A 25,602-nucleotide genomic window follows, 5' to 3' on the forward strand; every position below is an offset into this window, starting at 1 on the left:
GGGTCGCGTCAGAAGACGCCGAGCAACCAGCAGACCAGGATGATGGCGAGGATGACGCCAATGCCGCCGCTCGGGCCGTAGCCCCACGAGCGCGAATAGCCCCAGGTCGGCAGGCCACCGATGAGGGCGAGAATCAGAATCACGAGCAGGACGGTAACGAGCATGGGCGTGTCCAGGTAGCTTGGGTGCCTGCATCCTCACCCGCCGCCCCGTCTAGGCCCCGTGACGCCCGCACGGGCGCCCGTGTCACGTTCAGCGACTGGCAGGGCGGCGTGGCGCCGCCCTGCCCTTTGGATCACGTACGAACGACGTAGCAAGGCTCGTAGGCGGTGCCGCCCGGGAGCTTCATGCGGTGCTGCTCCACGAACGCCTTCAGCAGGTCGTCCAGGGCACGCATGATCTCCGGCTCGCCATCGATCACGAACGGGCCGTGCTCTGCGATGGCGCGCACGCCCTCCGGCTTGACGTTGCCAGCGACGATGCCCGAGAACGCACGGCGCAGATCGGCCGCCAGTTCGTGGCGCGGGCGATCGCGGTGCAATGCCAGGCCCGACATGGCGTTGTGCGTGGGCGGGAACGGCTGCTGGAACGGCAGCGGGATATCCAGCGCCCAGTTGAAGAAGAACGCATCCTTGTTGTCCAGGCGGTGGTTACGCACCTTCTCGATGCCCGACACCATCGCATGCGCCACGGCCGCCGGATCATCGATGATGATCTTGTAATGCTCGGCCACCGAATCGCCCAGGCACAGGCGCAGGAAGCGATCGATCTGCTCAAAGTACGGCGCCGAATTGCGCGGGCCGGTAAAGATGAGCGGGAACGGAATGCCCTTGTTCTTCGGCAGCAGCAGGATGCCGAGCATGTACAGGATTTCTTCCGCCGTACCGACGCCGCCGGGGAACACGATGATGCCGTGGCCCAGGCGGACAAACGCCTCGAGGCGCTTTTCGATGTCCGGCATGATCACCAGGTTGTTCACGATCGGGTTGGGCGACTCGGCCGCGATGATGCCCGGCTCGGTCACACCGATGTAGCGGTTGCCCTTGCGGCGCTGCTTGGCGTGGGCAATGGTCGCGCCCTTCATCGGGCCCTTCATGGCGCCAGGGCCGCAGCCCGTGCAGATATCGAGGCTACGCAGGCCGAGCTGGTATCCCACGCGCTTGGTGTACTCGTACTCGTCGCGCGAGATCGAGTGACCACCCCAGCACACCACCAGGTTCGGATCGACCTGCGGGCGCAGGATGCGCGAATTGCGCAGGATCTCGAACACGCTGTGGGTAATGCCCACGCTGTCGTCCAGATCGAACGCGCCGGCTTCCAGCTGGGTCGAGACGTAAACGATATCGCGCACGACGGCGACGAGCAGCTCGTTAATGCCGCGGATGATGCGGCCGTCGACGAAGGCCTGCTCAGGGGCGTTCTTCAGCTCGATCTTGATGCCGCGATCTTCCTGCAGCACCTGGATGTCGAAATCCGGGTACTGCTCGAACATCGAGCCCGGATCGTCGGAAAGGTTGCCCGAGGTGAGCACCGCCAGCGCGCAACGGCGCAGGAGCTGGTGCAGGCCCGACCCGCTGGCATCACGCAGGCGCGCCACTTCGTTACGGGAAAGGATATCGAGGCCGCCAGCGGGCGAGACCCGGGCGCTGACCGTCTTGCCGGTGATCGGCTCCCCGAAATGTTGAGCATTCATTGACTTACATGTCCTTCTGACCGCGAATTAGCGGCGAACCCCGCTCCGGAACAGGAGCGGACTGCCTAGGATCACGCGGGGGCGCGGCGGGGGTCAAGTCCGCCGCAACCCCGATCGCGTGCAAGCACGCTCCTACAGGGCCAACGCATGCCCAGGCAGGCCTGAGCCCTGTAGGAGCGTGCTCGCGCGCGATCCGTGAACCACAAAAAAACCGGCACCCTTGCGGATGCCGGTTTCGGTTCCTCATAAGGCCTAAGCCCTGCTTAGAACGTGTAGCGCACCGTCAGCGTGGCGGACCAACGCGAGACCGGGTTCAGCTTGGTCGCGCTGTTGTCGGTCGGCGCATCGTACACAGCCTTCGAACCCGGGGCGTAGTTGCCCTGCGAGTCGGTCGGGAGCTGGTAGATGTAGTTGCCGCTCGCATCCACACCGCCGAAGTTGGCCAGCGTACGGGTGTACGGGAAGCCGACGTACGACTGCTGTCCCCAATCCTTGTTGAGCAGGTTCAGGAAGTTGTAGACGTCGAGACGGATCTCACCCTTGTTGCCCTTGAAGATGCCCGGAATTTCCTGGCTAAGACCCAGATCGATCTGGTTCACCCATGCCGACGTCGCATCGTTGCGGCGAGCCACCTTGCCCTGGTTCTTGCGCAGGCTGCTGTTGCCCTGGATGTAATCGTAGAACTGGTTAACCAGCGCATCCGAAGCCGCGGCGCCGGCGGTGGTGCGGAACACCGTGCCGTCGTTGCGGGTCGGGATGTAGGCCAGGTCACGCGAGTACGAGTCACCATTGGCGTCGTTACCGAACACCCAGCTATACGGCACACCCGAGTGGCCATCGTAGAAGGCGCTGATCGTGGTGGCGTAATCACCGAAGAAGTTGTGCTGCCACGTCACCGAAGCGTTAAGGCGCTTGGCGATGTTGGTGTTCGACGTGGAAGCGACGTCTTCGTTCGGGTTGGTCCAGGCATTGTTCGAGTAGTTCGACGTCGCCTGGCTGGAGGTACCCGGGTTCACTTCGGTGGCGTGACCGCCGGTGGCGGCAACACTCCACGACCAGCCGTTTTCCATCGGCTTCGAGAACGACAGCGTGACCGTGTCAGCACCACCCTTGGAGGTGTTGGTGAGGTAGGTAACGCCCTGGGCAAAGCGACCATCGGCGCGAATACGCGAGTTATTACCCGTGACCGACGCACCGTTGCGCAGATTCGCATTGCCGGTGCAGTTCACGCCCGTGCTGCCGCCAACCGGGGTCGACCCGCCAATGCAGCCGTAATACGTGAACCGACCGTCCGGCATGATACCCGTCGGGTTACCGATATTCAGGTTCTGATAGAAGATGCCGTCCTGCACGTCGAGGTGCTGGTACTCAAGGCTGGCAATGATGCCCTGCCACGGCAGCTCGCGATCAAACGCGATCGACGACTTCCACACGCTCGGCAGCTTGAAGTTCTTGTCGACGGTATCGACAGCCTGCTGCGGAACCGTTCCGGGGCCGCTGGTCTTCTGATCGAGCGGATTTGCGCTGAACGCCGGGCACGGAAGGAACTGGGTGCCAAGCTTACAGGTCACGCCGTCCGGCTGGCGGTCGTAGGAGTACGTGACGATGTTGATACCGTTGTTCTGGTACGGGTTCGTCATCCACACGGTCGGCGGATCGGACTGGAACAGGCCAACGCCACCGCGCAGCTGGGTCTTGTACTCGCTGTCGAAGGTGTAATTGAACGACAGACGCGGCTCGACCAGCTTGCTGCCGTTGATCGTGTTTGCGTTGCTGAAGCCGTACTTCGACGCGAACGTCGCGTTGTAGAGCGGCTTGTCGTCGGTCAGGTACTTGTTGACGCGGAAACCGAACTGCACCGACAGGTTATCGGTCGGCTGCCAGGTATCCTGGAGGAAGAACGTATTGCGGCGCAGTTCCCACTGGGCGGCGATGTCGTTCAGGCTGTAACCCGGAGCCGGCTGGTAGAGCGAGTAGTTGCTGTACAGGCCCCTGGCGAAGCTATCGATGCCATTGCCGAAGGTATACGCACCGAACTCCGTGCGGCCAAACAGATTGTAGATGCGGTTGCGCTCCCACTCGAAGCCACCCTTAATGGTGTGCTCATCGAGGTAAAGCGTGCCGGCCCACATGGCGTTCAGGGTCTTCACCGACGCAGCGTTGTAGTGCGAGAACTGGTCCTCGCCGAGGTTGATCGTCGGACCGGTGTTCAGGTTTGCAGCGGCACCATTATTGACGCGAACGCCAATCTGCGGCTGCTGCGTGTCGACCGAGCGGTTCAGCGAGTAGTCGCTGTAGCCGATCTTGGTTTCCGACGAGAACACGTCGTTCCAGTCGTCGAACGACTGCAGCGTGTAGTTCTTGATATCGGAATTGACGGTGTACCAGTAGCTGGACAGGCCGATCGTGGAAGCGCCATTACCCTGCGGGTTGGGCTTCACTTCCTTGGTACGCGAGTACGCAAGGTTCATGCGGTGGCCGTCGGTGATGTTCCAGTCGATCTTGGCGATGTAGCGCTTGTCGGTGAGCGTGCCACCGTTGGCGCCGAGCGAACCCGGGGTGAGGCCCAGGCCACGGGCGGCATCGATCGTGCGCTGGAGATCCGTCGACGAGACCTTGTTGTTGGTCGAGTTCGGGATCGACGGATCGAGGCCGTTCACGGCGCCCGAGCTCAGGCCCGTCACTTCTTCCTTCTCGTAACCGGCGAAGAAGAACAGCTTGTCCTTGATGATCGGGCCGCCGACGGTGGCACCGGCCTTCCAGTTGCGGTCGAACTCGGTGTATTCGCGGTCTGCGCCGTTGTTGATCCAGCCGGCGTCGCCGACCATGCTCGAGGCGTTCTTGAAGCCGTAGTACACCGAGCCGTGGAACTCATTGGTACCCGACTTGGTCACGGCGTTGATGTCCGCGCCGATCGTGTCGGAGCCGACGTCGTAGTTGGCAGTCGAGACGTTGAACGACTCGAGGGTATCCATCGAGACCGGCGAGCCGACGGTCGGCAGGCCCGTGCCGTTCAGGCCGAACGGGTCGCCCACGCCAAGGCCGTCGACCTTGATGGTGTTCATGCGAGCGTTCTGGCCGTTGGCCGAGATAGCGCCGGTGCCGTGATCGACGTTCACGCGCGGGTCGAGGCGGGCGATATCAGCGATGTTGCCGCTGGGAGCCGGCGTCGCCTTCAGCTGCGCCTGCGAGATGGTGGTGCCCAGGCCCTTGTTCTCCGACGAGAACTGGCCCGACACAGCCGACACGGTAACGGCACCGAGCGCGGTGGCATCGGCAGCGTTGGCGGTGGCACCCGAGGTGAGGTTCACGGCGGTATCGGCACCGAGCGACAGGTACACATTGTCCTGGCGGGCAGACGGCGCGCCGTCCTTGTTCGCGGTGACGTCGAACGGGCCACCCGGGCGCAGGCCCTGGGCCGAATAACGGCCGCTGGCGTCCGTGGTCGTCGTCTTGGTGGTGCCCGACGGCTCGTGGACGATGACGACGGTGGCGTTGGCGACGGGCTGGCCGGCGCTATCGAGGACACGGCCGCTGATCGTCGACGACGTCTCCTGGGCAAAGGCGGCAGGCGACGCGATAAGCGACGCGATGGCCAGCGGCAGGAGTTTGGCGCGGATACGCTTCTGCATGTAACGAACCTCACAATTTCGCGAGAAAAAAAGCTGGAAAGAAGGGCGTCGCAACACGCCCATCCTCTGGAAGGCAACAACGATTTCTTCGGTTTTCCCCTGACCCGAGCGGCATCGCCCAGCGGTCTCGGAAGGACAGCGGTCCGTAAAGACTAGATGAAGTTTATTACATCGCCGTAACAAGTTGCGATAGGAAAAGGTCCAAGAACGTACGCCTTTCTGGCCTTTATTAGATCGATCAAGTACTTGCAAGTACATGATTTTACGCGCTTTCGTAAGAGCACGGAACCGTCGCCACGATCCTTGCGATCGGGCAGGCGTCGCTTGTCACATGAGACTTCGGCGTTAAAAAAAAAGGCGCCCCTCCGGCTGGAGGGGCGCCTTGTCAGGCCAGAACCTGGGTGGGTGCGCTTAGAAGAACGACGCGCCGAAGGTCACCATGACCGTACGCTCCGGCAGTACCGAGTAGTACGGGGCCGAGGCGTAAAGGACCACGCCGTTCGGATCCTTGATCTTGGCCGGGTTCGAGGCCAGCGACGAGGTAGCGTTCGAGGCGTAGGTGAGCGCCTTCTTGTCGGTCAGGTTATAGACGTTCAGCTTGATGTAGGGCTTGCGGAACATCGACGAGAAATCGTCGAAGTTCCAGCCAGCATCGAGGTTGAACGTGGTGTAGCCACCCACGCGCTCCGTGTTGGACCAGTCACCCCAGATGGAACCCTGGTACTTGGCGTTGATCGCTGCCCAGAACGGACCGTTGTCGTAGTTGAAGCTGACATAGCCGGCATTACGCGGGGCATTGATCAGCGTCTTGCCCTTCGTGTAGTAAATGCCGTCGCCCAGCGTATCGAGGTCATCCTGCATGCGCGAACGCAGGTAGGTGTAGTTCGCATAGAGCTTGAAGTGGTCGTCGAGCTTGTAGCTTCCTTCCATGCTCAGGCCGCGGTTATGCACCTTGCCCAGCTGGGTGTAGACGGTGAGGCCTGTGGCCTCGTCGTAGCCCGACACCTGCTTGTTGCTGAAGTTGGCAGCGAACGCATCAACGCTGAACGACGCGCGCTCACCGTAGAAGCGCCAGCCCAGGTCGGCCGAGGTCGCCGTTTCCGGCTTGTTCGGGAGCGGGTTGGCATTGTTCGAACCGGTGCCGTACAGGGCGTTGCTCAGCACCGCGCCGTTGATCGGGGCACGGAACGTGCGGCCAATGCCCAGGTAAACCTGGTTCTCGTCGTTGAGCTGGTACTTGGCACCGAACGTCGGCGTCCACTTGTGGAACGTGCCGACCGGCGATGCGCCGTACGCCGCGCTCTTGGTGCTGGTCTTGCCGGCCGTGGTGATCGTGCCATCCGAGTTCGGGAACTCGACGATGTCGCCATCGCGCTTGGACCACACGTAGGCCACGCTGCCGGTCAGGGTCAGCGCATCGGTCGGGTTCCAGTTATCCGACACGAACGCCTTCTCGTTGGTCGTGGTCGTGTACTGCTGGTACGACATCTGCGGGGTGCCGTCCGGGTAGGTGATGCGCGAACCCTTGCGTGCCCAGATGTCGTACGGGATGCCCGTGCTGTAGTCGGTCGGGATGAACGCCTGGTTCTGCTGCTGGCGCGGACGCTCAGCCCACACGCCGTATTCCAGGCTGTTGGTGTCGCTCAGGTCCTGGTTGAACTTGATGACGATACCCGGGCGGTAGGTAACCGAGGTGCTGTACGAGTTAACCAGTGCGGTGCCGCCCACCTTGCCATCGCCATTCAGGTCGTACGGCACGGTCTTGTAGTAGTTGCCGCCGGTGGCGCCCGCGTATTCCGTGAACGTGGTGCCCGAGCCGCCACCGCCGAAGCCGTACTGGAAGTACGGGATCACCGACAGGTGCAGGTTGCTGGACAGGGTGAACTCACCATCCAGGCTGGCCAGGTAGTTACGGAACGGGTTCTGGTGGAGCATGTAGAAGTTGGTGTCGTTGCTGCCCGGCTTGTAGATGCCCGGGTAGCTCTGCTTGTATTCGGTAGCAGCCTGCGCCTTGGTGAGCGACTCGTAGTTCGTCTTCACTTCGCGGTTGTACTGCACCGATGCCGTCACCGTGTTCTGGTCATCGATCGTCCAGACGGACTTCGCATCGACCTTGGTCACCTTCGAGGTGCCGCGGCCGCGCCACAGGTGGGTTTCGTTGTTCGAGTACGAGATCCACGAACGCACCGGGCCGGTGTCGCCGGTGTTCAGGCGGAAGAACGTGCGGTGGTAGCTGTTGCTGCCGAGCGACTGGCTGAAATCCAGGCCAGCGGTGTGCGACGGATCGACCGTCACCCACGCGATCGAACCACCGGCCGCGCCCGGGATCGGCGCGCTATTGTCCGGGTAGCCCTGCTGCACGGTCACGTCACCCATGTTCTCGGTGTCGCCGTATTCGGTCGGGTAGATCTTGTAGTTGCCGCTATCGTTGATGGGCACGCCGTTCACGGTCACGCCCACTTCATCGAGCGGGAAGCCACGCACGGTGGCGTTGCCATCGTTGGTGCCGGTGTAGTCATCGGTGGAAGCGACCACGCCCGGGATCGATTCAATGATCTGGGTGAAGTTGGCGCCCGGCGAGGCCTGCACGATGGCATCGCGGGAGATGGTCGAAACGGCCTTCGGGGCGTCCTGGATCTGCATCAGGCCGCCGCCCAGCGACAGCGAGTTCGCCTTGACCGACACCGCGCTCATCTGCTCGGCGTCACGGCGCGTGGCGTTGGCGTTGGAGGTGTTGGAGGTGGTGGTCACCGTGGCACGCTGTGCGGCGGTGGTCGCGGCCTGGTCCTGGCTGTCCTGGGCAACGGCGACGCCGGCGGCAAGACAGAGCGAGAAGGCGATCGCTGCCGAAAGGGTATTGCGATTCATCGACTGGTTTCCTGGTGTGATGCAAGTTGTTGGTAACGGGTAAATCGAAAAAACTTTCTTCTATCGCTATTAATTGCGATTAATTGGGCATTCGTTATTTATTACGCAGGCGCAAGAAAAAACGTTTTATCCGGACGCAGCAATGCGCTCGGTACGCATACCGAGCACAAAAGGTCCTTGATAGCGCCGCCCGCCGCGGCAACCCTGGTTGAAAAGCGGGTGGTCCCTGCCCTGAGATAATCAATAGGCTAGCATCACACAATGACAATTTGTCGAAACCTTGATGCTTTTTTCATGCGGGGCGATTCGGCTTTTCCTACGTTCGGAGATAATCGATCGAGAGGTTCATTCCCTTGCGTGAATGAACCGGTTCGATAGCGCGAAGCCGAAGGCGAGGCCGCCCGAATCGCACCAAAGAAAAAGGCCGCGATTGCTCGCGGCCTTTTCTGATTACCTCACGCTACGGCTTCCCTGCTTCGTAGGCTTATCGCGTGCAAGCACGCTCCTACAGGCCCAGCGCGTGCCAGGCCGGAGGCGGTGCGTCAGTCTTGTTTGCCCAGGTAGCGTGCGCGCTTGGCCGGCTTCAGGCTCATCAGGTCCAGCATCACCAGGCCATCCACGCAACCCGCGAAATCCGGATCCTCGCCGAACGCCAGGAACTGCACGCCCTCCGGATCCACCAGATCCACGTACTGGCGATACAACACCGGCAACGTCACACCCAGCGCATCCAGCCGATTCTTCAGCTTGCCCAGGCCACCGGCCGCATCCAGGCCTTCCAGCTCCGCACGCACCTGCGCCAGCGTCTCCTGCGGAATCACGAACGGCTGGCGCGCGGCTGCAAGGCCCTGCACGCCGAAGAAATGCTGGTGCGCCGCCGCGATCCATTCACGGCCTTCGCGCGGGATCGCCGCCGACATGCTCACCGGGCCGAACAGGTAACGGACATCCTTATGCCGCTGCAGGTACAAGCCAATGCCCTGCCACAGCTGGTCGAGCGCACGCGACCAGCGCCAATACGCCGGTGCGATAAAGCTGCGGCCGAGTTCCAGGCCCTGCGCCAGGCGAGACTCCAGCGCCGGCGAATAATCGAACAGGCTGGAGGTGTACAGCGAGCTCATGCCGCGCTCGGCAATCAACTTGCCACCGTGGCCGAAGCGGTAAGCACCGACGATGCGCAGCGCCTTCTCATCCCACAGCACCAGGTGCTCGTAATACGGATCATACGCGTCGAGGTCGCGGCGCTTGCCCGTGCCCTCGCCCACCCGACGGAACGTAAGCTCACGCAGGCGGCCGATCTCTCGCAGCACGGCGCTGTCGCTGGAACCCTGCACGAGCAACGCCTTCTTGCCACCACCGAGCTCAGCCAGCACTTCGGCCTTTTCCAGCTCGGCGACCACGCGTTCGATCGGCTCGGGATGCGCCAGCGGCGTTTGCCCACCGAAGATGAGGCCGCGCTGCTGGCCCACCCGGTAAACGTGGCGGCGCATCAGCTTGGCGGCGCGCTCCGAGGACCCCCCACTGACCTGCTTCAGCTCATCGGCATCCACCAGCTTGCCGATGCGGATGCCCAGGCGCTGCTTGCCCGAGGTGGCCTCGCGCGGAAGCATGGCCGTGCTCAGCGGCTTGGCCAGCATGGAGAGGCCGTAGAACGCCACCGAGTTGCGCGCATTGATATGGACAGGCAGCACCGGGATGCCGGCCTTCGCCGCGATACGGGCGAAGCCATCGGACCACTTGCCATCGCGCACGCCACTGGCGCGCACGCGGGATACTTCGCCCGCGGGGAACATCACCAGCACTTCGCCCGCTTCGATACTGCGGAACAAGGCGCGCATGCGCGAGGTGGCGCCCTTGCCAAAGATATCGACCGGCAACAACAGCGGCCCCATCTGCGGCACGGCGGCCAGCACATCGTTGCCCAGGATGCGGATATCGCGGCGCACCGAGGCGATCAACTGGACCAGGGCCATGGCATCAACCATGCCCAGCGGGTGGTTGGCCACGACGATCAGCGGCCCTTCTACCGGAATATTTTCGCGTTCACGCTCGGTGACCCGGCAGCTGACGCCCAGGTGTTCAAGTACGCGCTCGGCGAACTCAATGCCCTGGGTATCGCGCAGGGCTTCAAGGACACCGTTGAAACGTTGTTCGTGGGCCAGCGTACCGAGCAGCCCGGTGAGCGGCTTACGCAGCTTCGGGTGCTGGGCCAGCCATGGCAGGCGTTCCTGCAGGGTGCGATCGATGCTCAGCATGATGTGGCTCCCTTGGACGTCGGACGGTGCAGACCGTGCGGGCGCGGTGCGGAGTCGTGGTTTGTCATAGTGCCTTTGAACACCCTTCTTGGCCCCTTCCCGGGGCTTTGCCCATGCCCGGTGCCGGGTCAGTCCCGGCGCCGCCCATGCTCGCGGGCAATTATGACAGTTACCCTACCGCCACGTATGTTCATACGGCAATGTGTAAATAGGAGGAGAGGCCGCCCAGGAACATCTGCACCGAAAGGGCGATGAGCAGCATGCCCATCAGGCGCTCCATGGCGGTGAGCACGCTCTCACCCAACCATTTGAACAGGAAGGTGGAACTGAGCAGGATCACCGAGGTGGTGAGCCAGGCCAGGAACAACGCGATGCCCCACTCCGCCGTGCGGCCCGGCTGGGAATTGGTGAGCAGCAGCAGCGCGGCCATGGCCGAGGGACCGGCGACACCGGGGATGGCCATGGGCACGATGAACGGCTCGCCTTCGCCGGGCTTGCCGAACACGCCGCCCTCCACTGGGGGGAACACCATGCGGATGCCGATCAGGAACAGCACGATGCCGCCACCGATGCTGACCGATTCCTGGCGCAGCTGCAGCAGCCTGAGGATGAACTGGCCACCCAGCAGGAACGCCACCAGCACGCCCAGCGCGATCAGCAGCTCGCGAATCATGACCTTGCGGCGCCGCTGCGGCGGCACATCCTTCAGCAGGGCAAGGAAGAGCGGGATATTGCCCAGCGGGTCCATGATCAGGAACAGCAGGATGCCCGCGGATAACGTCGTCATCTGCGTTTCCATGGGGAGGTACTCCTAAAAGCGGTAAATCAGTGGGTGTGGCGTATATCCAGGACGGTGCCGCGTGCATCCGCACCCGCGCCGGAAAGGAGGTACACGATGGCTTCGGCGGAGGCCGTGGGCAGGGGCCGCTCAAGGGTGTTTTCGCCGTAGTAAGCGGCGCGCCGCAGCGCGGTACGCATGGGTGCGGGGAGCAACGCGTGTACGCGCATGGCGCCACCGCGGTGCTCGGCATGCAGTACGGCCGCCATGCGCTCCACGGCGGCCTTAGAAACCCCGTAACCGCCCCAGTGGGCACGCGACACCAGCTCGGGATCGTCCAGAACGAATACCACCGCGCTGTCATCGCCCCCGGTAAGCAAGGGCATGCACGCCTGGGTAAGCGCAAAGGGCGCGGAGACATTCACCTGCATGGCCCGCAGCCAGTCATCCGGCTTATGCATGGCCATGGGGGTCAGTTCGTTGAAATGCGCGGCTGCGTGCACCACGCCATCCAGCCGGCCGAATTCCTTCTCCAGGCCCTCGGCCAGCGCGGCGTAGTCATTGGGTGTGGCGCTTTCCAGATCCAGCGGGTGGATGACCGGCTGCGGCCCACCCAACGACACCAGTTCGTCGTAGAGCTTTTCCAGCGAACGCACCTTGCGCCCGGTGATCACCACCGTGCCGCCGGCGCGCAGGATGGCGCGCGCGGTCTCGCCACCCAGCCCGCCCGTGGCACCGGTAACGAGGAACACCCGGCCAGCGAGTGCGCCCGGCGCGGCCGCCCAGCCCTCAGGCAGGCGCGCGGAGGGCAACATGCTCACGACTCGGCCCCCGCCACATCGGCGGCCATGCGCTTGAGTTCACCCGCCGCATGCAGGTCTTCCACGATGTCGCAACCGCCAATGAACTCCCCTAGGAGGAACAATTGCGGGAACGTGGGCCAGTTCGAGTAGTGCGGCAGGCCGGCGCGGATGCGCGGATCGGCCAGCACGTTCACCGAATGGAACGTCGCGCCCGCCGCCTCCAGCGCCTTCACCGCACGATCGGAGAAGCCGCAAGTCGGGTATTCGGGCGTGCCCTTCATGAAAAGCACGATCGGATGTGCCGCCACGATGGCCTTGATCTCGTCTACGACGTCCATAGGTCGGGTTTCATCATTAGAATGCTGAATGTTTCATAGTGTAGCAGCCGCGCGGGCCGCGCCCTGCTTCATCCTTTCCCCCCCCAGCCACCGCTAAGGAGTCCAGACAATGGCGTTCGAACTTCCCCCGCTTCCTTATGAGAAGAATGCCCTGGAGCCGCACATCTCCGCCGAAACCCTCGAGTTTCACTACGGCAAGCACCACCAGACCTACGTCACGAACCTCAATAACCTGGTCAAGGGCACCGAGTTCGAGGGCAAGAGCCTCGAAGAGATCGTGAAGTCCTCGTCGGGTGGCATCTTCAACAATGCCGCCCAGGTGTGGAACCACACCTTCTACTGGCACTCGATGCGCCCGGCATCGCAGCAGGCCGAGCCGCCGGCCAAGCTGGCCGATGCGCTGACCAAGGCCTTCGGTGGCGTCGACAAGTTCAAGGAAGAGTTCACCAAGCAGGCTACCGGCAACTTTGGCTCGGGCTGGACCTGGCTGGTGCAGCGCCCGGATGGCTCGCTGGCCATCGTGAACACCTCCAACGCCGCCACCCCGATCACCGGCAGCGACAAGCCGCTGTTCACCGCGGATGTGTGGGAGCACGCGTACTACATCGATTACCGCAACGCCCGCCCGAAGTACCTTGAGAACTTCTGGGCGCTCGTGAACTGGGAATTTGCGGCGAAGAACCTGGCTTGAGGTAACACCGATCGCGCGCAAGCGCGCTCCTACAAGTGCATGGCCACAACCTTCGACGGCCTTCTGCAGGAGCGTGCTTGCACGCGAAAAGCCAGTAAACGAAAAGGCCGGGCTTCGCAGCCCGGCCTTTTTTTGCTTCTTTTGCGAACGCCGGGTCAGCCCAGTGCGTCGATCGCCGGCTGCACCTGGCCCTCGCGGCCCAGGCCCTTGCCTACGGCGGCCAGCTTTTCGCGCAGGCTGCCCGCATCCTGGGCGCACACGGTGGCATGGCCTACTTTGCGGCCCGGGCGGGCTTCCTTCCCATAGTCGTGCCAGTGGCCATCGGCCACGGACAACACCGGCGTGGGATCGGGCATCTCGCCGATCCAGTTCAGCATGGCGCTGGGGCCACGCACGCCCGTATCGCCAAGGGCCAGGCCCAGCACGGCGCGGATGTGATTCTCGAACTGGCTGGTATGGGCGCCTTCGATGGTCCAGTGCCCGGAGTTATGCACCCGCGGCGCCATCTCGTTGCCCAGCAGGCGGCCATTGCACACGAAGAGTTCCAGGGCAAACACACCGACGTAGTCGAGGGCCTCGGCCACCTTGCGGGCATGGGCGTTCGCCTCGCGTTCCAGCTCATCCGTGGAGCCCGGGGCCGGGGCAAGGCTGAGCGAAAGCACGCCATCGACGTGCCAGTTGCGGGTGAGCGGCCAGCTGCGGAACGCCCCATCGCGGCCACGCACGGCCACCACCGATACTTCGCGCTCGAACGGGACGAAGGCTTCCAGGATCAGGCCTACCTGCCCTGCCGCTTCGCCCAGCGCCGCCCAGGCGGCGTCGATATCGGCGGCCGTCTTCAGGCGGAACTGGCCCTTGCCGTCATAGCCGAGCCGGCGGGTCTTCAGTACGGCGGGGGCACCAATGCGCTCCACCGCGCGGATCAAGTCCTCGCGGGTATCGACCGGCTCGAACTCAGGCGTGCCCAGGCCGCATTCGCGGAACAAGGTCTTTTCGCTCAGGCGGTCCTGGGCCACAGCCAGCGCGCGTGGACCGGGAAACACGGGCACCTTGCCCGCCAGGCGCTCGGCGACCACTGCCGGAACGTTCTCAAAATCGAAGGTGACCACGTCCACCCGCTGCGCAAATGCATCCAGCGCGGCGTTATCGAACCAGTCGGCCACCACCAGCTCGGTCACCTGGCCCGCGCAGGCATCGGCGCTGCCATCCACCACGAGCGTGCGAACACCCAGCGGCGCGGCCGCCAGGGAGAGCATGCGGGCCAGCTGCCCGCCACCGAGGATGCCGACGGTGGGGAGCTTGCGGGTCACGTGCGCGGATCCGGGTTATCGAGGACCGTGTTGGTCTGCTCGGCGCGGAATGCGTCGAGCGCCTGGGCCACGGCCGGGTCATGCAGGGCCAGCACCGAGGCGGCCAGCAGGGCGGCATTCGTGGCGCCCGCGCGGCCGATGGCCAGGGTGCCCACCGGGATGCCCGCCGGCATCTGCGCGATGGAAAGGAGCGAATCCATGCCGTTCAAGGCCTTGGACTGCACGGGGACGCCGAAAACCGGCAACGCCGTCTTGGCGGCCAGCATGCCCGGCAGGTGGGCGGCGCCGCCGGCGCCAGCGATGATCACCTGGATGCCACGGGCGCGGGCGCCATCGGCATAGTCGAACAGCAGGTCGGGGGTGCGGTGGGCGGAGACGACGCGCACCTCGTGGATGATGCCCATGCGGGTCAGCATCGAGGAGGCGTGCTCCATCGTTTCCCAGTCCGAACGCGAACCCATCACCACGCCGACGCGCGGTCCGGAGGCTTCGCTACCCTTGTTGGCAGTCATGGCCGGAGCACCCAAAAGTCGTTATTGTACGTACATTCGATTTAATAAGGTTGGCCCGCCCGGGCCGCATCCATGGACAAGCGCCTCATCGACATCCTCTGCTGCCCCGTCAGCAAGCGCCCCCTGCGCCCCCTTACCGCCACCGAGCGCGACCAGCTCAATACCGCCATCAAGGCCGGTACGGTCGATACCGTGGCCGGTGAAAAGGTGGCCGAGCCCCTCTCCGAGGGGCTGATCACCACCGATGGCCAGGTGGTCTACCGGGTCGACGACGGCATTCCCGTCATGCTGCCCGAATCCGGCATTGGCACCACGCAGCTGGCAGGGTTTGCGGCAGACGCAGGTCGCGCGCACAATCCGTGACGAAGGTCACACTTTGAGGCCCTAGTTCCCGCACAATGACTTCCTCAGGCGGGGGCCTAGTTTTTTCCAGGATGCGCGATGAGTAACGCGAGCGAACCGTCCAACGTGGTCGATCTTAGCCAGCGCCTGGATCCGCGCAGCGACCGTGTGGGCGCTCTTCTGGCGACCGTTCGCGGCCTGGCGACCAAGCGCCTGCATGCGCTGGCCAGCAACATGTTCGAGAACATCGACGACGCGCTGTTCGACCTGGCTGAAAAAGCCGAGAACAACGCGGCGCAGACCCAGTTCTTCGATGGCATGCGCGAGGTGCGAAAAAAGCGCGCGATCGTCGAGCGTACCTTCCTCGGCCAGGTCGCTCGTGACCTGGCCGATTTTTCGGCGGGCCGCATGCGTGCCCCCGATGCCGATTCGCACACCCGTCCCCTCGCCAATATCGAACTGAGCCTGGTCGGCGAGAACGAGCTGGAAGAGTCGCTGGCGGTGACCTCCATGGTCGGCAAGAACGAGCAGCGCCTTGCGCGCGCCCTGTTCGCCGTGAACCAGCGCCTCTCCGTGATCTGCGGCGGCAACAAGATGGATGACGCCAGCAACCCGGTGGGTCCGGCGTCGCTGGCCAACGCGTTCCGCCAGGCGCTGCGCGAGCTGCTGGTGGAGGTGCGCGTCAAGCTCATCATCTACAAGCTGTTCGATCGCTACGTGCTGGCCGGCATCGACGAACTCTACGACGACATCAATAACGAACTGGCCGCCGCGGGTGTCCTGCCGCAGCTGCGCCACGAGATTTCCACCCGCCGCAGCGACGCCCCCGCGCCGACTGGCCCGGATTCCACGGCAACGCCGGTGGTGCATGGGCCTGCCGCGCCGGTGACCGATGCGGCGGCCGCTGAATTCATGCACTCGCTGCATGCCCTGTTCTCTGCACGTCGCGGCACCATGCCCGCCGATGCATCGGGCGCGGCCATGCATGCATCGGGCGTGGCCCTGCCGCTGGGCCCGCTGCCCAGCCCGGCGGAGCTGCTGGGCGCACTCACGCTCCTGCAAAGCCAGATCTCCACGCTGCCGGCCAGTGCCGCGCAGCTTGCCAGCCAGGGCGAGATGGCCCGTGACGTGGCGCAGCTGAAAGAACAGCTGCTCACACAGATCGGCCAGTTGCGCGGCCAGCACACCGCGCACGTTTCTGGCGTGGATGAAGACACGATCGACCTGGTGGGCATGCTCTTCGAGTTCATTCTTGAAGACCGCAACCTGCCGGCCGAGATGCAGGTGCTGCTTTCGCGCCTGCAGATCCCCTACCTCAAGGTGGCCCTGCTCGATCGCCGGATGTTCGCGCACAAGTCGCACCCGGCACGCCAGTTGCTCGATGCGCTGGCCGATGCCGCGAAGGGCTGGTCCAACGAGGGCGACCGCGATGGCCGCCTGTTCGATAAGGTGAAGTCAATCGTCGAGCGCTTGCTGCACGAGTTTGATGACGACATCGCCATCTTCGACCGCCTGGCCGCCGAACTGCAGGATTTCCTCGACGTCGCCCGCAAGCGCGCCGAGCTGGCCGAACAGCGCGTGGCCGAATCCACCCGCGGCCGCGAGAAGCTCGAACAGGCGCGCCGCCGCGCCGCGCAGGAGATCGTCGGCCGCACCGCCGGCGCCAATCTGCCGCCGCTGATTTATGGCGTGCTTACGCGCGCATGGGCCAATTACGTGGTGCTCACCCTGCTCCGCCAGGGCGAGGAATCCACGGAGTTCGCCGATTCGCTCCGCTTTATCGATCACTTCGTCGCGAGCGCCAGGCCGGTACACGACACGAACAGCCGTCGTGACCTGCGTGCGTTGCTCCCGGGCATTGAGCGCTCGTTGCGCCGGGGCCTTGCATCGGTCGCGTTCCAGGAAGCCGATACCGAGCAGCTGCTCGCCCAATTGCACGCGTTCTACCGCCAGCAACTGGGCGAGGTATCGCCGGAAGCCGAGAGTGGCACGCTGGTCGCGAGCGCCATGCCGCTGCCGGAGGCCATCCAGGCGATCGAAGAACCCGTGCTCGAGCCGGAACCCGACGACGAAGCCGAAGTGCTTGCCGATGAAGCCTTTGACGAGCGCTACCTCTCGCAGGCGCGCGAGCTGAAGGTGGGCCAGTGGCTGGAATTCACGGCCGAGGACGGCACCACCGACCGCGCCAAGCTGTCGTGGGTGAGCCCTATCAGCGGCCGCTTCCTGTTCGTGAACCGCCGCGGCCTGAAGGTCGCCGACCACAGCCTCGCCGGCCTCGCCCAGGCGTTTGCCCAGGGCACCGCCCGCGTGCTGGATTCCACGCTGTTGTTCGATCGCGCCATGGATGCCATCGTCGAGCGGCTGCGCACACCCGAAAACGCGTGAGCCGATGACCCATCCGAACCTTGCCGGCGCCGTGCCGCCGGCTAGCGAGATCCTCGCCGATATCGATCGCGCCTTCGGCGAAGATGTCGGCCCCGGCGACGCCACCGCCGACCTGCTCGATCCGAACGCCAGCGCCACCGCCGTGCTCACGTGCCGCGAGGATGCCGTGCTCTGCGGCACGGCGTGGTTCGATGCTGCCTTCCGCAAGCTCGACCCGGCCGTGCAGATCGAGTGGCTGGCCGCGGATGGTGACCGGGTGGCGGCCGGCTCGGCGATCTGCCGCATCGCCGGCAAGGCCCGTGCATTGGTCACCGCCGAGCGCACTGCCCTCAATTTCCTGCAGTTGCTTTCGGCCACGGCCACGGTGACGTCGCGCTACGCCGACGCTATCGCAGGCACGACGACGCGTGTGCTCGATACCCGCAAGACGATCCCCGGCCTGCGCCGCGCGCAGAAGTACGCGGTGCTTTGCGGCGGCGGCACCAACCATCGCATCGGCCTGTTCGACGCCATGATGCTCAAGGAAAACCACATCATCGCCGCAGGGGGCATCCCGGCCGCCGTGCGCGCCGCGCGGCGCATCCACCCCTCCCTGCCACTGATCGTGGAAGTGGAGACGCTGGATGAGCTCGCCCAGGCGCTTGAAGCCGGCGCCGATCGCGCCCTGTTGGATAACTTCACGCCCCAGATGCTGAAAGAGGCCGTCGCGTTTACCGCTGGCCGCATGCCGCTGGAGGTTTCCGGCAACGTGGAGATCGATACCATCCGCGCGATCGCCGATACCGGCGTGGATTTCATTTCCAGCGGCGCCCTGACCAAGAACATCCGCGCCATCGATCTATCGCTGCGCCTGGATCTCTAACGCCACTTGTGGTGGACGCGCTGCGGCCACACACTGGCGGCATGAACTCTGTTTCCGATCTTTTCTGGCTGCTGGGCCTCGCTGCGCTGATCGCGAGCTGGTACCGGCTGACGCGCGCGCGTGAGGTCGCCGTACGGGCCGCCACCGCCCTGTGCAAAAGGCATGGATTACAGTTGCTTGATCAATCCGTCGGCCTGCGCGCCATTCGCCTGCAAGGCGTGGATGGGGTGCGCCGCCTTGAGCGCTGCTATGCATTCGAGGTGAGCGAGGATGGGCAAAGTCGGCAGGCCGCCAAAATCTGGATGGCCGGCGACGAGGTAGCCAGCTATTCCCTGCCCCACTCGGGGAACCCGGAGCTGGAGACCGTGGTGGCCACCGAAACCGGGCTGCCGGGCAACGTCATCTCGCTCGCCGACCGCCGCCGGCTGCACTGATTCGACAAACGTGAAAAAGGCCGCCCTGGGGCGGCCTTTTTTTACTTCACCACCCGCAGGTGCGGGGCGCCACGCTTGGGCCGGTCATCGTCCCCGCCAGTGGCAGGGGCGTCGGCGGCCTCGTCGGCCCCCTCCATCGCCGCGGCCGCGGCATCGTTTTCATCGGCCGGGAACATCATGCCCTGGCCGTTTTCCTGGGCATAAAGCGCCAGCACGGCGGCCACGGGAATCACGATGTTCTGGCTGACACCCGAGAAACGGGCCTGGAAGGCGATGCGGTCGTTGCCCAGATCAAGGTTGGCGACGGCGCGCATGGCCAGGTTCAGCACCACCTGGCCGTTCTTCACCACGTGCGCGGGCACTTTCACGCCCGGCTGGCCTGCATCGACCAATACGTAAGGGGTCAGGCCGTTATCGCTGATCCAGTCGTAAATGGCGCGCAGCAGGTAAGGGCGATTGGAAGTCATGCCCTGGGTTTCGTTCGTATCCATTACACCATCCTCGTCGTACCCGCCGGTTGGTCGGGGGAACACCCAGGCCCCGGCAGGGCAAGGTTTCGATGAGAGTTTAAGGGATACGGCCGGTCAGGGCTAACCGGGGCTGAAATTGAAGTCCGGGCGCATGTCGCGCTCCTCGGGCGTGAGGCTGCGCGCAAAGCCCTGGCTGTGGAACAAACGCTCGCCGTAATCGACGATCGGCTTGCCACTGGGGCCCAGATCCACCCCCAGCCAGGGCAGGCGCCACACCACGGGGGCGACCAGGCAATCGATGAGGCTCATCTCAGGGTTCAGAAAGAACTTAGAGGCCTTGAACAGCTCCGAGGCCAGCAGCAGGTGCTCGCGCAACCGCTTGCGTGCCGCAGGGGCATCACGCCCGCCCGCCTGGATCGTCTCAATTTCGGGCAGCCAATCGTTCTCGATACGCCAGGTGGCCAGGCGCAGCCGGGCCCGCGAGAGCGGGTCGATCGGCATTAACGGGGGGTGCGGGTAGCGCTCATCCAGGTACTCGACCACGATCAGGGTGTCGTACACGGTCAGGTCACGGTCCACCAGCGTGGGCAGCGTGCCGTAGGGATTCAGCTCAAGCAGGTCGGGGGTGGGCTCATCCGGCTTCAGGATGATCCGGTCGTATGCCACGCCCTTGGCGGCCAGCACCAGGCGCGTACGGTGGCAATGGATATCGTCTGCGCTCGTGTAGAGCGTCAGCGCCGTGCGCGAACGAGCATTCTGAACCATGCTTTCGATCTCCCTCCCTGCTGCGCCGAAACGGAACGGGGCGACCCTGCGGCCGCCCCGGGGACATCAATCAGTGACTCTCGTGGACGTCCTTCCAGTATTCATGCTTCAGAAGGTACAGCAGGAAGGTCAGGCCGGCCAAGAACAGCAGCACCCAGATACCAACGGACTGGCGCTCCAGGGCCGCCGGCTCCGCGGTGTACTCCAGGAAGGCCGTGAGGTCGCGGGTGGCCGCCTGGAACTCTTCCGGGGTCATGCTGCCCTTGGTGTGCAGCTCGAGGCGTTCCACCGGCGCATCGGCGCCGGTTTTGCCTTCGGCGTGCACCGCCACCTGCAGGCCCTGCAACTCCCATAGCGGGTTGGGCATGGAGGCGTTAGGGAACACCGTATTGTTCCAGCCCACCGGGCGGCTCGGGTCCAGGTAGAACGAGTTCAGGTAGTTGTAGATGAAGTCCGGGCCCTTGGCTCGGGCTTCCAGGGTGAGATCCGGCGGCTCTTTGCCGAACCAGCCCTTGGCGCTTTCCGCCGGCATATGCGAGATCACCGTCTCGCCAAACTTGGCGCCCGTGAAGTTGAGGTTCTTCATCACCTCGTCTTCGGTCAGGCCCAGGTCGGACGCCAGGCGCGAATAGCGCACGTACTTCAGCGAGTGGCAGCCCACGCAATAATTGAAGAACAGCTTCGCGCCACGCTGCAGCGAGGCCTGGTCGTACACGTTGGCGCCTGACGGCGGAAGGTCTTCACCTTCGGCGGCAAGGGCGGGAACGGCGACGGCGGCAAGGCCCAGCGCGAGGGCAAGGGAGGAGAGATAGCGCTTAATCATGCATCGTCACCCGTTCCGGAACCGGCTTGGTCTTTTCGAAACCAAAGCGCGTGTAGATCCATACGAACACGAAGAAGCCGAAGTAGCCGAGCACCATGAGCCGGCCAAATGCGTTTTCCCACGTCGTGACATCCACGCCCGGGAACCATTCGGGTATGAGCTCTGCGGTGACGCCCGCGCCGACCAGGCCAAGGGCCAGGAACGAGATAACCAGCACGCCCAGCGCGATGCGGTAACCGAAGCCGCGGTAGCGTACGGAGCGCACCTGGCCCTGGTCGATCCACGGCAGCAGGCCCAGCAGCAGGATGGCGCCGAACATGCCCAGCACGCCCCAGATCGCCGTGCCGAAGAACGACGGGATCATGCGCAGGATCGCGTAGAACGGGGTGAAGTACCACGACGGCTTGATGTGGCTGGGCGTGACCAGGTTGTTCGCCGGCGTGAAGTTATCGTGCTCGAGGAACCAGCCGCCAAACGTGGGCGCGAAGAAGATGATGAACGCCGCGATCATCAGGAAGAAGCCGACGCCGAACGAGTCCTTCACCGTGTAGTACGGGTGGAACGGAATCGCATCGGTGGGCTTGTCGGGCGACCAGCGGTTGCCCTTCGGGCCGTGCTTCACATCCACGCCATCGGGGTTGTTCGAACCCACTTCGTGCAGCGCGGCCAGGTGCAGCACCACCAGCAGCAACAGCACCAGCGGCAGCGCGATCACGTGCAGCGCGAAGAAGCGGTTGAGCGTGGAATCGGCCGGCAGGTAATCGCCCATGATCCACTGCACCAGCGTATCGCCGATGAAGGGAATGGTGCCGAACAGCGAGATGATGACCTTGGCGCCCCAGAACGACATGTTGCCCCAGGGCAGCACGTAGCCCATGAAGGCTTCCGCCATGAGCACCAGGAAGATCAGCATGCCCAGCACCCACACCAGCTCGCGGGGTTTCTTGAACGAGCCGTACATGATGCCGCGGAACATGTGCAGGAACACCACGACGAAGAACAGCGAGGCGCCGGTGGAGTGCATGTAGCGGATGAGCCAGCCCCACTCCACGTCACGCATGATGTACTCGACCGAGTTGAAGGCTTCCGCCGCACTCGTCTTGTAGTTCATGGTGAGGAAGATGCCGGTGATGATCTGGTTGACCAATACCAGCAGGGCGAGCGAACCGAAGTAGTACCAGAGGTTGAAGTTCTTCGGCGCGTAGTACTCGGTCATGTGCTTCCGGTACATCGGCATGAAGCCCGGGGCACGCTCGTTGAACCAGTTTCCAAGACGCGACAATGTGCTGGCCATCAGCTCTTCCCCTCCGGATCCACGCCGATCTGGATGTGCGTGTCATCGACAAAGTGGTACGGCGGCACCGGGAGGTTCTTCGGAGCCGGTACGCCACTGAACACGCGGCCGGACAGGTCGTAGCGGGATTTATGGCAGGGGCAGTAGAACCCGCCCTTCCAGTTCGCGTCGAACGGCTCGGGCTTGATATCCGGCACGAAATCGGGGACGCAGCCCAGATGGGTGCAAAGGCCGATGACGACGAGCCATTCAGGCTTGATGGAACGGGTTTCGTTCTTCGCGTATTCCGGCTGCTGGCCGGCATCGGACGAGGAAGGATCGAGCAACCGGGGTTCAAGCCCCTTCAGCTGGGCAAGCTGGTCGGACGTGCGATTGACGACGAAAACGGGAAGGCTGCGCCAGGCGAACGTGACCTTCTGCCCGGCATCGATCGCGCTGATGTCTACCGTGACAGGCGCCCCCGCCGCCTTGGCTCTTGCAGATGGTTCCCACGACTTGATGAAGGGCACGATCGCCGCGACCACTCCCACGCCACCGACAACGGCCGTCGTCGTGGTAAGGAAGCGACGGCGCCCGTGATCGACGACTTCTTCGTTCGCCATCAGGCTCTCCGGAACTTTGCCATTGAGGTTTGCGGACCCCTATCGCCGGTTCGTTCGGAAATCGGCTTCCGCAAAATTACGTCAGTGTAACGTCAGCACTAGCCACGTACAATAAAGTGAACAAACCCCTGCCAGATGTAAAGACTTGGCAGCTAACTCCCCGCCAGGACGCGGAAAATTCGGCCACTCATGAACCAAGCCGCTCGCACGTTTGCCTTCGTCGCCCGCTTTGTCGTGCTTGGCCTCGCCATCGCCTTCGTCATCGGCCTGTTCTGGCCAGGCAGTGGCGCGTTCTTGCGGCAGCGCATCGCAGGGCATGAAGAAACGGCAGCGCCGGTGGCCACCGCCCCGGTGTCTTATGCGGATGCCGTGGCACAGGCGGCGCCTTCTGTCGTGAACATTTACGCGAACAAGCTGGTCACGGAGCAGCCCCGCCAGCTCTACTCCGATCCCGTGTTGCAGCGCATCTTCAGCGTACCCACGGGGCCGGTGCGCACACGGCGCCAGCAGAACCTCGGCTCGGGCGTCATCGTGAGCGACGATGGCTATGTTTTGACCAACAACCACGTCATCGCCAATGCCGATGATATCCAGCTGCTGCTCTACGACGGCCGCGTGGCCAGCGCCAAGGTGGTGGGCTCGGATGATGAAACCGACCTCGCGGTGCTCAAGGTGGATGCCGGCAACCTGCCGGCCATCAAGATGACCGATGCCGAAAGCCGGCCGCGCGTGGGCGATGTGGTGCTCGCTATCGGCAATCCGTTCGGCATTGGCCAGACCGTGACCATGGGCATCGTCAGCGCCATCGGCCGCCAGCTCAACCTGTCCAGCCTGGAAAGCCTCATCCAGACCGATGCGGCCATCAACTTCGGCAACTCCGGCGGCGCCCTGGTCAACGCGCATGGCGAACTGGTGGGCATCAACACCTCGCTTATCGGCCAGGCCGTGGGCGCCGAGGGCATCGGTTTCGCCATTCCGGTGCAGAGCGCACGCGATGTGCTCGACCAGATCATCAAGACCGGCCATGTGGTGCGCGGCTGGATCGGCGCCGACTATGGCCCCGTGCCGGTTTCGGCTGAAAGCGGCCTGCCCTCCGCCGCACGCGGCGTGGTGGTGAACGATGTATCGCCCGGCGGCCCCGCGGCACTGGCTGGGCTGGAGCAGCGCGACGTGCTGCTCAAACTGGGTGATGAGGACATCCTGGATGCCTCGGACCTGCGTCGGCATGAGGCGTCGCTGAAGCCAGGCGTGGCCGTGGAGGTATCGGGGCTACGTAATGGACAGCGTTTCTCCCTGTCCGTGGTGCCGACGCAGCGGCCGCCGACGTCACCGGTGCAGACCCAGGCGCCTGGGGCAGGGTTGGGGCAGTAAGCGGCTTCACCGGCTTCGGGCCCGCTGGCGCGCGATGGGCGCCGCGAAACCGCTCAGGACCCGCGCTCGGCCAAAGGAACCCCTGTACCAGGCCGCCTCAGCCCCTCGGTATACCGCTTGCGCAACAATCCCACCCGCTCGACGTAAACCTGGGTTTCGTCGTACGGCGGCACGCCGTTGTAGCGCTGCACCGCGCCCGGGCCGGCGTTATACGCCGCGGCGGCCAGCCGCTCGTTGCCGTTGAAGGTCTGCAGCAGGATGGCCAGGTAACGCGCACCACCGCGGATGTTCTGCGCGGGGTCGAACACATCCTGCACGCCCATGTCGCGGGCCGTACCCGGGATCAGCTGCATGAGGCCTTGTGCGCCGGCAATGGAGAGCGCCCGCGGGTTGAACCCGCTTTCCGCGTGGATGACCGCGCGCAACAGCGCCTCGTCCACGTGGTACTCGAGGCTGGCCGAGCGGATCACGTCGCCGAACGAGGTGAGGTTCAACGCCACGCTGTTGAAGTCGATGCGGGAATGGACATCGCAGGCGACGCAGGTGGCGATGTAGGTAAAGAGCATCTTCACGCTCTTGCCCTCACCACCCGCCTGGGGAATGTTCGTGTATTCCACCCCGCCATCGGCGCGGGTGATCCGGTAGACCGCGCCGCGCAGGACCCGGGAGCCCTTGGGGGCTTCCGGCGCCGGAGCCGCCGCGAGGTCGGCCGAGGCCGATTCCTTGTAATCCCAGCTGCCGCGAGGCGCGGTGATGGGCGGCAGGGCGGCCTTCGCTGCCTCGGCCCTTGCTTCGGCATCGGTCACGACGCCGCCGGTAACCCCGGCCAGCGAGGTCACCGGTTCGTCCGGGCCGACCACGCCACCCGACACCCCTTTGAACGAGGGCGCCAGCGGTCCGGTACCCGTGGCCACCGCCACCGAGGGCGCGGCCGACGCCAGGGGCAGGTCCGATCCGGGGGCTGGCGCAGCAACAGGGCGAGACGCTCCCGCTGGCCGGGCTGGGCGAGCGGCCGGCGTGCTGCCGATGCGTTTGCAATCCTTGTAGCCAGCAGTGCTGCCGGAAAACACTGTCTCGCCCGTGCTACCTGTGCAGCGGTACAGGCTACCCGCGAACGCAGGCGCCCCCGCCAGGCCCAACAGCAGGACAAAGAGCACCGCGGCCCCTTTCAGGACCGGCCGTAGAGCAAGGAAACGGCGGGCGTGATGGCCGGCGCTTTCCCCTGGCGTCGCGTCGTCAACCATGGGCGTGATTGTCCGCCACGGCCGGGCCGCCAGCAAGGGAGCAAGACGTGATGTTCTTCACGCAAGTCATTGATCCACCGCCGCCATCTGGCGCCTGCCCCGGCCCAGGCGTAAACTGCGCGGTTCGGTA

General features: G+C 64.4%; 22 protein-coding genes. 6 read left to right on the top strand and 16 right to left on the bottom strand.

The genetic code is table 11. From position 1 onward, the window contains the following. Positions 1 to 8: 8 nt before the first annotated feature. The 8 genes from ABIE56_RS05645 to grxD all read right to left on the bottom strand — a co-directional run bounded on the left by ABIE56_RS05645 (position 9) and on the right by grxD (position 12,367). Complete coding sequence (locus tag ABIE56_RS05645; protein WP_429242844.1) at positions 9 to 164, bottom strand: DUF3309 family protein; 156 nt, start codon at positions 162 to 164, stop codon at positions 9 to 11. Positions 165 to 295: 131 nt separating this feature from the next. After that, positions 296 to 1,693 carry a nucleotide 5'-monophosphate nucleosidase PpnN gene (gene ppnN / locus ABIE56_RS05650; protein ID WP_429242845.1) on the bottom strand — a complete coding sequence of 466 codons (1,398 nt, stop codon included), beginning with the start codon at positions 1,691 to 1,693 and terminating at the stop codon, positions 296 to 298. 263 nt (positions 1,694 to 1,956) lie between these two features. Next, positions 1,957 to 5,325: a TonB-dependent receptor gene (locus tag ABIE56_RS05655; protein ID WP_429242846.1), complete on the bottom strand. Its 3,369-nt coding sequence runs from the start codon at positions 5,323 to 5,325 to the stop codon at positions 1,957 to 1,959. A 411-nt stretch (positions 5,326 to 5,736) separates the two neighbouring features. Beyond that, positions 5,737 to 8,193 (bottom strand): TonB-dependent receptor, encoded by a 2,457-nt coding sequence (locus tag ABIE56_RS05660; protein ID WP_429242847.1) that lies wholly within the window; start codon positions 8,191 to 8,193, stop codon positions 5,737 to 5,739. A 542-nt stretch (positions 8,194 to 8,735) separates the two neighbouring features. Further along, the gene (locus ABIE56_RS05665; RefSeq protein ID WP_429242848.1) at positions 8,736 to 10,448 is read right to left on the bottom strand and encodes a lysophospholipid acyltransferase family protein; all 1,713 of its coding nucleotides are present in this window, start codon (positions 10,446 to 10,448) and stop codon (positions 8,736 to 8,738) included. Between the two features lie 190 nt (positions 10,449 to 10,638). Next, positions 10,639 to 11,247, bottom strand: a complete 609-nt coding sequence (locus ABIE56_RS05670) for a YhgN family NAAT transporter (RefSeq protein WP_429242849.1) — start codon at positions 11,245 to 11,247, stop codon at positions 10,639 to 10,641. 26 nt (positions 11,248 to 11,273) lie between these two features. Beyond that, positions 11,274 to 12,041: an SDR family NAD(P)-dependent oxidoreductase gene (locus ABIE56_RS05675; protein ID WP_429242947.1), complete on the bottom strand. Its 768-nt coding sequence runs from the start codon at positions 12,039 to 12,041 to the stop codon at positions 11,274 to 11,276. 2 nt (positions 12,042 to 12,043) lie between these two features. Next, positions 12,044 to 12,367, bottom strand: a complete 324-nt coding sequence (gene grxD / locus ABIE56_RS05680) for a Grx4 family monothiol glutaredoxin (protein WP_429242850.1) — start codon at positions 12,365 to 12,367, stop codon at positions 12,044 to 12,046. A 109-nt stretch (positions 12,368 to 12,476) separates the two neighbouring features. Between grxD and sodB the strand changes: the two genes are divergently transcribed. Beyond that, the gene (gene sodB / locus ABIE56_RS05685) at positions 12,477 to 13,058 is read left to right on the top strand and encodes a superoxide dismutase [Fe] (RefSeq protein WP_429242851.1); all 582 of its coding nucleotides are present in this window, start codon (positions 12,477 to 12,479) and stop codon (positions 13,056 to 13,058) included. Between the two features lie 155 nt (positions 13,059 to 13,213). Here sodB and ABIE56_RS05690 read toward each other — a convergent pair whose 3' ends face one another. Next, complete coding sequence (locus tag ABIE56_RS05690; RefSeq protein WP_429242948.1) at positions 13,214 to 14,314, bottom strand: 5-(carboxyamino)imidazole ribonucleotide synthase; 1,101 nt, start codon at positions 14,312 to 14,314, stop codon at positions 13,214 to 13,216. A gap of 50 nt (positions 14,315 to 14,364) precedes the next feature. Beyond that, complete coding sequence (purE, locus tag ABIE56_RS05695) at positions 14,365 to 14,880, bottom strand: 5-(carboxyamino)imidazole ribonucleotide mutase (RefSeq protein ID WP_429242852.1); 516 nt, start codon at positions 14,878 to 14,880, stop codon at positions 14,365 to 14,367. 72 nt (positions 14,881 to 14,952) lie between these two features. Here purE and ABIE56_RS05700 point away from each other — a divergent pair, with 72 nt between their 5' ends. The 4 genes from ABIE56_RS05700 to ABIE56_RS05715 all read left to right on the top strand — a co-directional run bounded on the left by ABIE56_RS05700 (position 14,953) and on the right by ABIE56_RS05715 (position 18,903). After that, positions 14,953 to 15,243 (top strand): Trm112 family protein, encoded by a 291-nt coding sequence (locus ABIE56_RS05700; protein WP_429242853.1) that lies wholly within the window; start codon positions 14,953 to 14,955, stop codon positions 15,241 to 15,243. 78 nt (positions 15,244 to 15,321) lie between these two features. Further along, positions 15,322 to 17,607 carry a DUF1631 domain-containing protein gene (locus ABIE56_RS05705; RefSeq protein WP_429242854.1) on the top strand — a complete coding sequence of 762 codons (2,286 nt, stop codon included), beginning with the start codon at positions 15,322 to 15,324 and terminating at the stop codon, positions 17,605 to 17,607. Between the two features lie 4 nt (positions 17,608 to 17,611). Continuing rightward, the gene (gene nadC / locus ABIE56_RS05710) at positions 17,612 to 18,469 is read left to right on the top strand and encodes a carboxylating nicotinate-nucleotide diphosphorylase (RefSeq protein ID WP_429242855.1); all 858 of its coding nucleotides are present in this window, start codon (positions 17,612 to 17,614) and stop codon (positions 18,467 to 18,469) included. A gap of 41 nt (positions 18,470 to 18,510) precedes the next feature. Beyond that, complete coding sequence (locus ABIE56_RS05715) at positions 18,511 to 18,903, top strand: DUF3301 domain-containing protein (protein WP_429242856.1); 393 nt, start codon at positions 18,511 to 18,513, stop codon at positions 18,901 to 18,903. A 41-nt stretch (positions 18,904 to 18,944) separates the two neighbouring features. Here the strand turns inward: ABIE56_RS05715 and ABIE56_RS05720 are convergent, their stop codons facing one another. The 5 genes from ABIE56_RS05720 to petA form a co-directional block, all read right to left on the bottom strand. Then, complete coding sequence (locus ABIE56_RS05720) at positions 18,945 to 19,370, bottom strand: ClpXP protease specificity-enhancing factor (protein WP_429242949.1); 426 nt, start codon at positions 19,368 to 19,370, stop codon at positions 18,945 to 18,947. Positions 19,371 to 19,493: 123 nt separating this feature from the next. Continuing rightward, positions 19,494 to 20,138, bottom strand: coding sequence for a glutathione S-transferase N-terminal domain-containing protein (locus ABIE56_RS05725; protein WP_429242857.1), 645 nt, complete (start codon positions 20,136 to 20,138; stop codon positions 19,494 to 19,496). Positions 20,139 to 20,208: 70 nt separating this feature from the next. Beyond that, on the bottom strand, positions 20,209 to 20,961 hold the full coding sequence (locus tag ABIE56_RS05730; RefSeq protein WP_429242858.1) for a cytochrome c1: 753 nt from the start codon (positions 20,959 to 20,961) through the stop codon (positions 20,209 to 20,211). Next, positions 20,954 to 22,255 (bottom strand): cytochrome b, encoded by a 1,302-nt coding sequence (locus ABIE56_RS05735; protein WP_429242859.1) that lies wholly within the window; start codon positions 22,253 to 22,255, stop codon positions 20,954 to 20,956. Before ABIE56_RS05735 ends, ABIE56_RS05730 begins: the two co-directional genes overlap by 8 nt. After that, complete coding sequence (petA, locus tag ABIE56_RS05740; RefSeq protein ID WP_429242860.1) at positions 22,255 to 22,857, bottom strand: ubiquinol-cytochrome c reductase iron-sulfur subunit; 603 nt, start codon at positions 22,855 to 22,857, stop codon at positions 22,255 to 22,257. The genes ABIE56_RS05735 and petA overlap by 1 nt, the downstream gene beginning before the upstream one ends. 189 nt (positions 22,858 to 23,046) lie before the next feature. Here petA and ABIE56_RS05745 point away from each other — a divergent pair, with 189 nt between their 5' ends. Beyond that, positions 23,047 to 24,228: a S1C family serine protease gene (locus ABIE56_RS05745; protein WP_429242861.1), complete on the top strand. Its 1,182-nt coding sequence runs from the start codon at positions 23,047 to 23,049 to the stop codon at positions 24,226 to 24,228. A gap of 53 nt (positions 24,229 to 24,281) precedes the next feature. Here the strand turns inward: ABIE56_RS05745 and ABIE56_RS05750 are convergent, their stop codons facing one another. Further along, positions 24,282 to 25,385, bottom strand: a complete 1,104-nt coding sequence (locus ABIE56_RS05750) for a lytic transglycosylase domain-containing protein (protein WP_429242862.1) — start codon at positions 25,383 to 25,385, stop codon at positions 24,282 to 24,284. Positions 25,386 to 25,602: the final 217 nt, after the last annotated feature.

The organism is Luteibacter sp. 621, assembly GCF_050435445.1.
In the GTDB taxonomy this organism is placed as follows: domain Bacteria; phylum Pseudomonadota; class Gammaproteobacteria; order Xanthomonadales; family Rhodanobacteraceae; genus Luteibacter.

What these genes read in the sequence shown, in the direction of transcription:
- ABIE56_RS05660 (WP_429242847.1), bottom strand. Translation starts at nt 8,193, where the DNA reads ATGAATCGCAATACCCTTTCGGCAGCGATCGCCTTCTCGCTCTGTCTT.
- ABIE56_RS05715 (WP_429242856.1), top strand. Translation starts at nt 18,511, where the DNA reads ATGAACTCTGTTTCCGATCTTTTCTGGCTGCTGGGCCTCGCTGCGCTG.
- ABIE56_RS05665 (WP_429242848.1), bottom strand. Translation starts at nt 10,448, where the DNA reads ATGCTGAGCATCGATCGCACCCTGCAGGAACGCCTGCCATGGCTGGCC.
- ABIE56_RS05720 (WP_429242949.1), bottom strand. Translation starts at nt 19,370, where the DNA reads ATGACTTCCAATCGCCCTTACCTGCTGCGCGCCATTTACGACTGGATC.
- purE (WP_429242852.1), bottom strand. Translation starts at nt 14,880, where the DNA reads ATGACTGCCAACAAGGGTAGCGAAGCCTCCGGACCGCGCGTCGGCGTG.
- sodB (WP_429242851.1), top strand. Translation starts at nt 12,477, where the DNA reads ATGGCGTTCGAACTTCCCCCGCTTCCTTATGAGAAGAATGCCCTGGAG.
- ABIE56_RS05690 (WP_429242948.1), bottom strand. Translation starts at nt 14,314, where the DNA reads ATGCTCTCCCTGGCGGCCGCGCCGCTGGGTGTTCGCACGCTCGTGGTG.
- ABIE56_RS05730 (WP_429242858.1), bottom strand. Translation starts at nt 20,961, where the DNA reads ATGATTAAGCGCTATCTCTCCTCCCTTGCCCTCGCGCTGGGCCTTGCC.
- petA (WP_429242860.1), bottom strand. Translation starts at nt 22,857, where the DNA reads ATGGCGAACGAAGAAGTCGTCGATCACGGGCGCCGTCGCTTCCTTACC.
- ABIE56_RS05645 (WP_429242844.1), bottom strand. Translation starts at nt 164, where the DNA reads ATGCTCGTTACCGTCCTGCTCGTGATTCTGATTCTCGCCCTCATCGGT.
- ABIE56_RS05700 (WP_429242853.1), top strand. Translation starts at nt 14,953, where the DNA reads ATGGACAAGCGCCTCATCGACATCCTCTGCTGCCCCGTCAGCAAGCGC.
- ABIE56_RS05670 (WP_429242849.1), bottom strand. Translation starts at nt 11,247, where the DNA reads ATGGAAACGCAGATGACGACGTTATCCGCGGGCATCCTGCTGTTCCTG.
- ABIE56_RS05735 (WP_429242859.1), bottom strand. Translation starts at nt 22,255, where the DNA reads ATGGCCAGCACATTGTCGCGTCTTGGAAACTGGTTCAACGAGCGTGCC.
- ABIE56_RS05745 (WP_429242861.1), top strand. Translation starts at nt 23,047, where the DNA reads ATGAACCAAGCCGCTCGCACGTTTGCCTTCGTCGCCCGCTTTGTCGTG.
- nadC (WP_429242855.1), top strand. Translation starts at nt 17,612, where the DNA reads ATGACCCATCCGAACCTTGCCGGCGCCGTGCCGCCGGCTAGCGAGATC.
- ABIE56_RS05675 (WP_429242947.1), bottom strand. Translation starts at nt 12,041, where the DNA reads ATGTTGCCCTCCGCGCGCCTGCCTGAGGGCTGGGCGGCCGCGCCGGGC.
- ABIE56_RS05655 (WP_429242846.1), bottom strand. Translation starts at nt 5,325, where the DNA reads ATGCAGAAGCGTATCCGCGCCAAACTCCTGCCGCTGGCCATCGCGTCG.
- grxD (WP_429242850.1), bottom strand. Translation starts at nt 12,367, where the DNA reads ATGGACGTCGTAGACGAGATCAAGGCCATCGTGGCGGCACATCCGATC.
- ABIE56_RS05705 (WP_429242854.1), top strand. Translation starts at nt 15,322, where the DNA reads ATGAGTAACGCGAGCGAACCGTCCAACGTGGTCGATCTTAGCCAGCGC.
- ABIE56_RS05725 (WP_429242857.1), bottom strand. Translation starts at nt 20,138, where the DNA reads ATGGTTCAGAATGCTCGTTCGCGCACGGCGCTGACGCTCTACACGAGC.
- ppnN (WP_429242845.1), bottom strand. Translation starts at nt 1,693, where the DNA reads ATGAATGCTCAACATTTCGGGGAGCCGATCACCGGCAAGACGGTCAGC.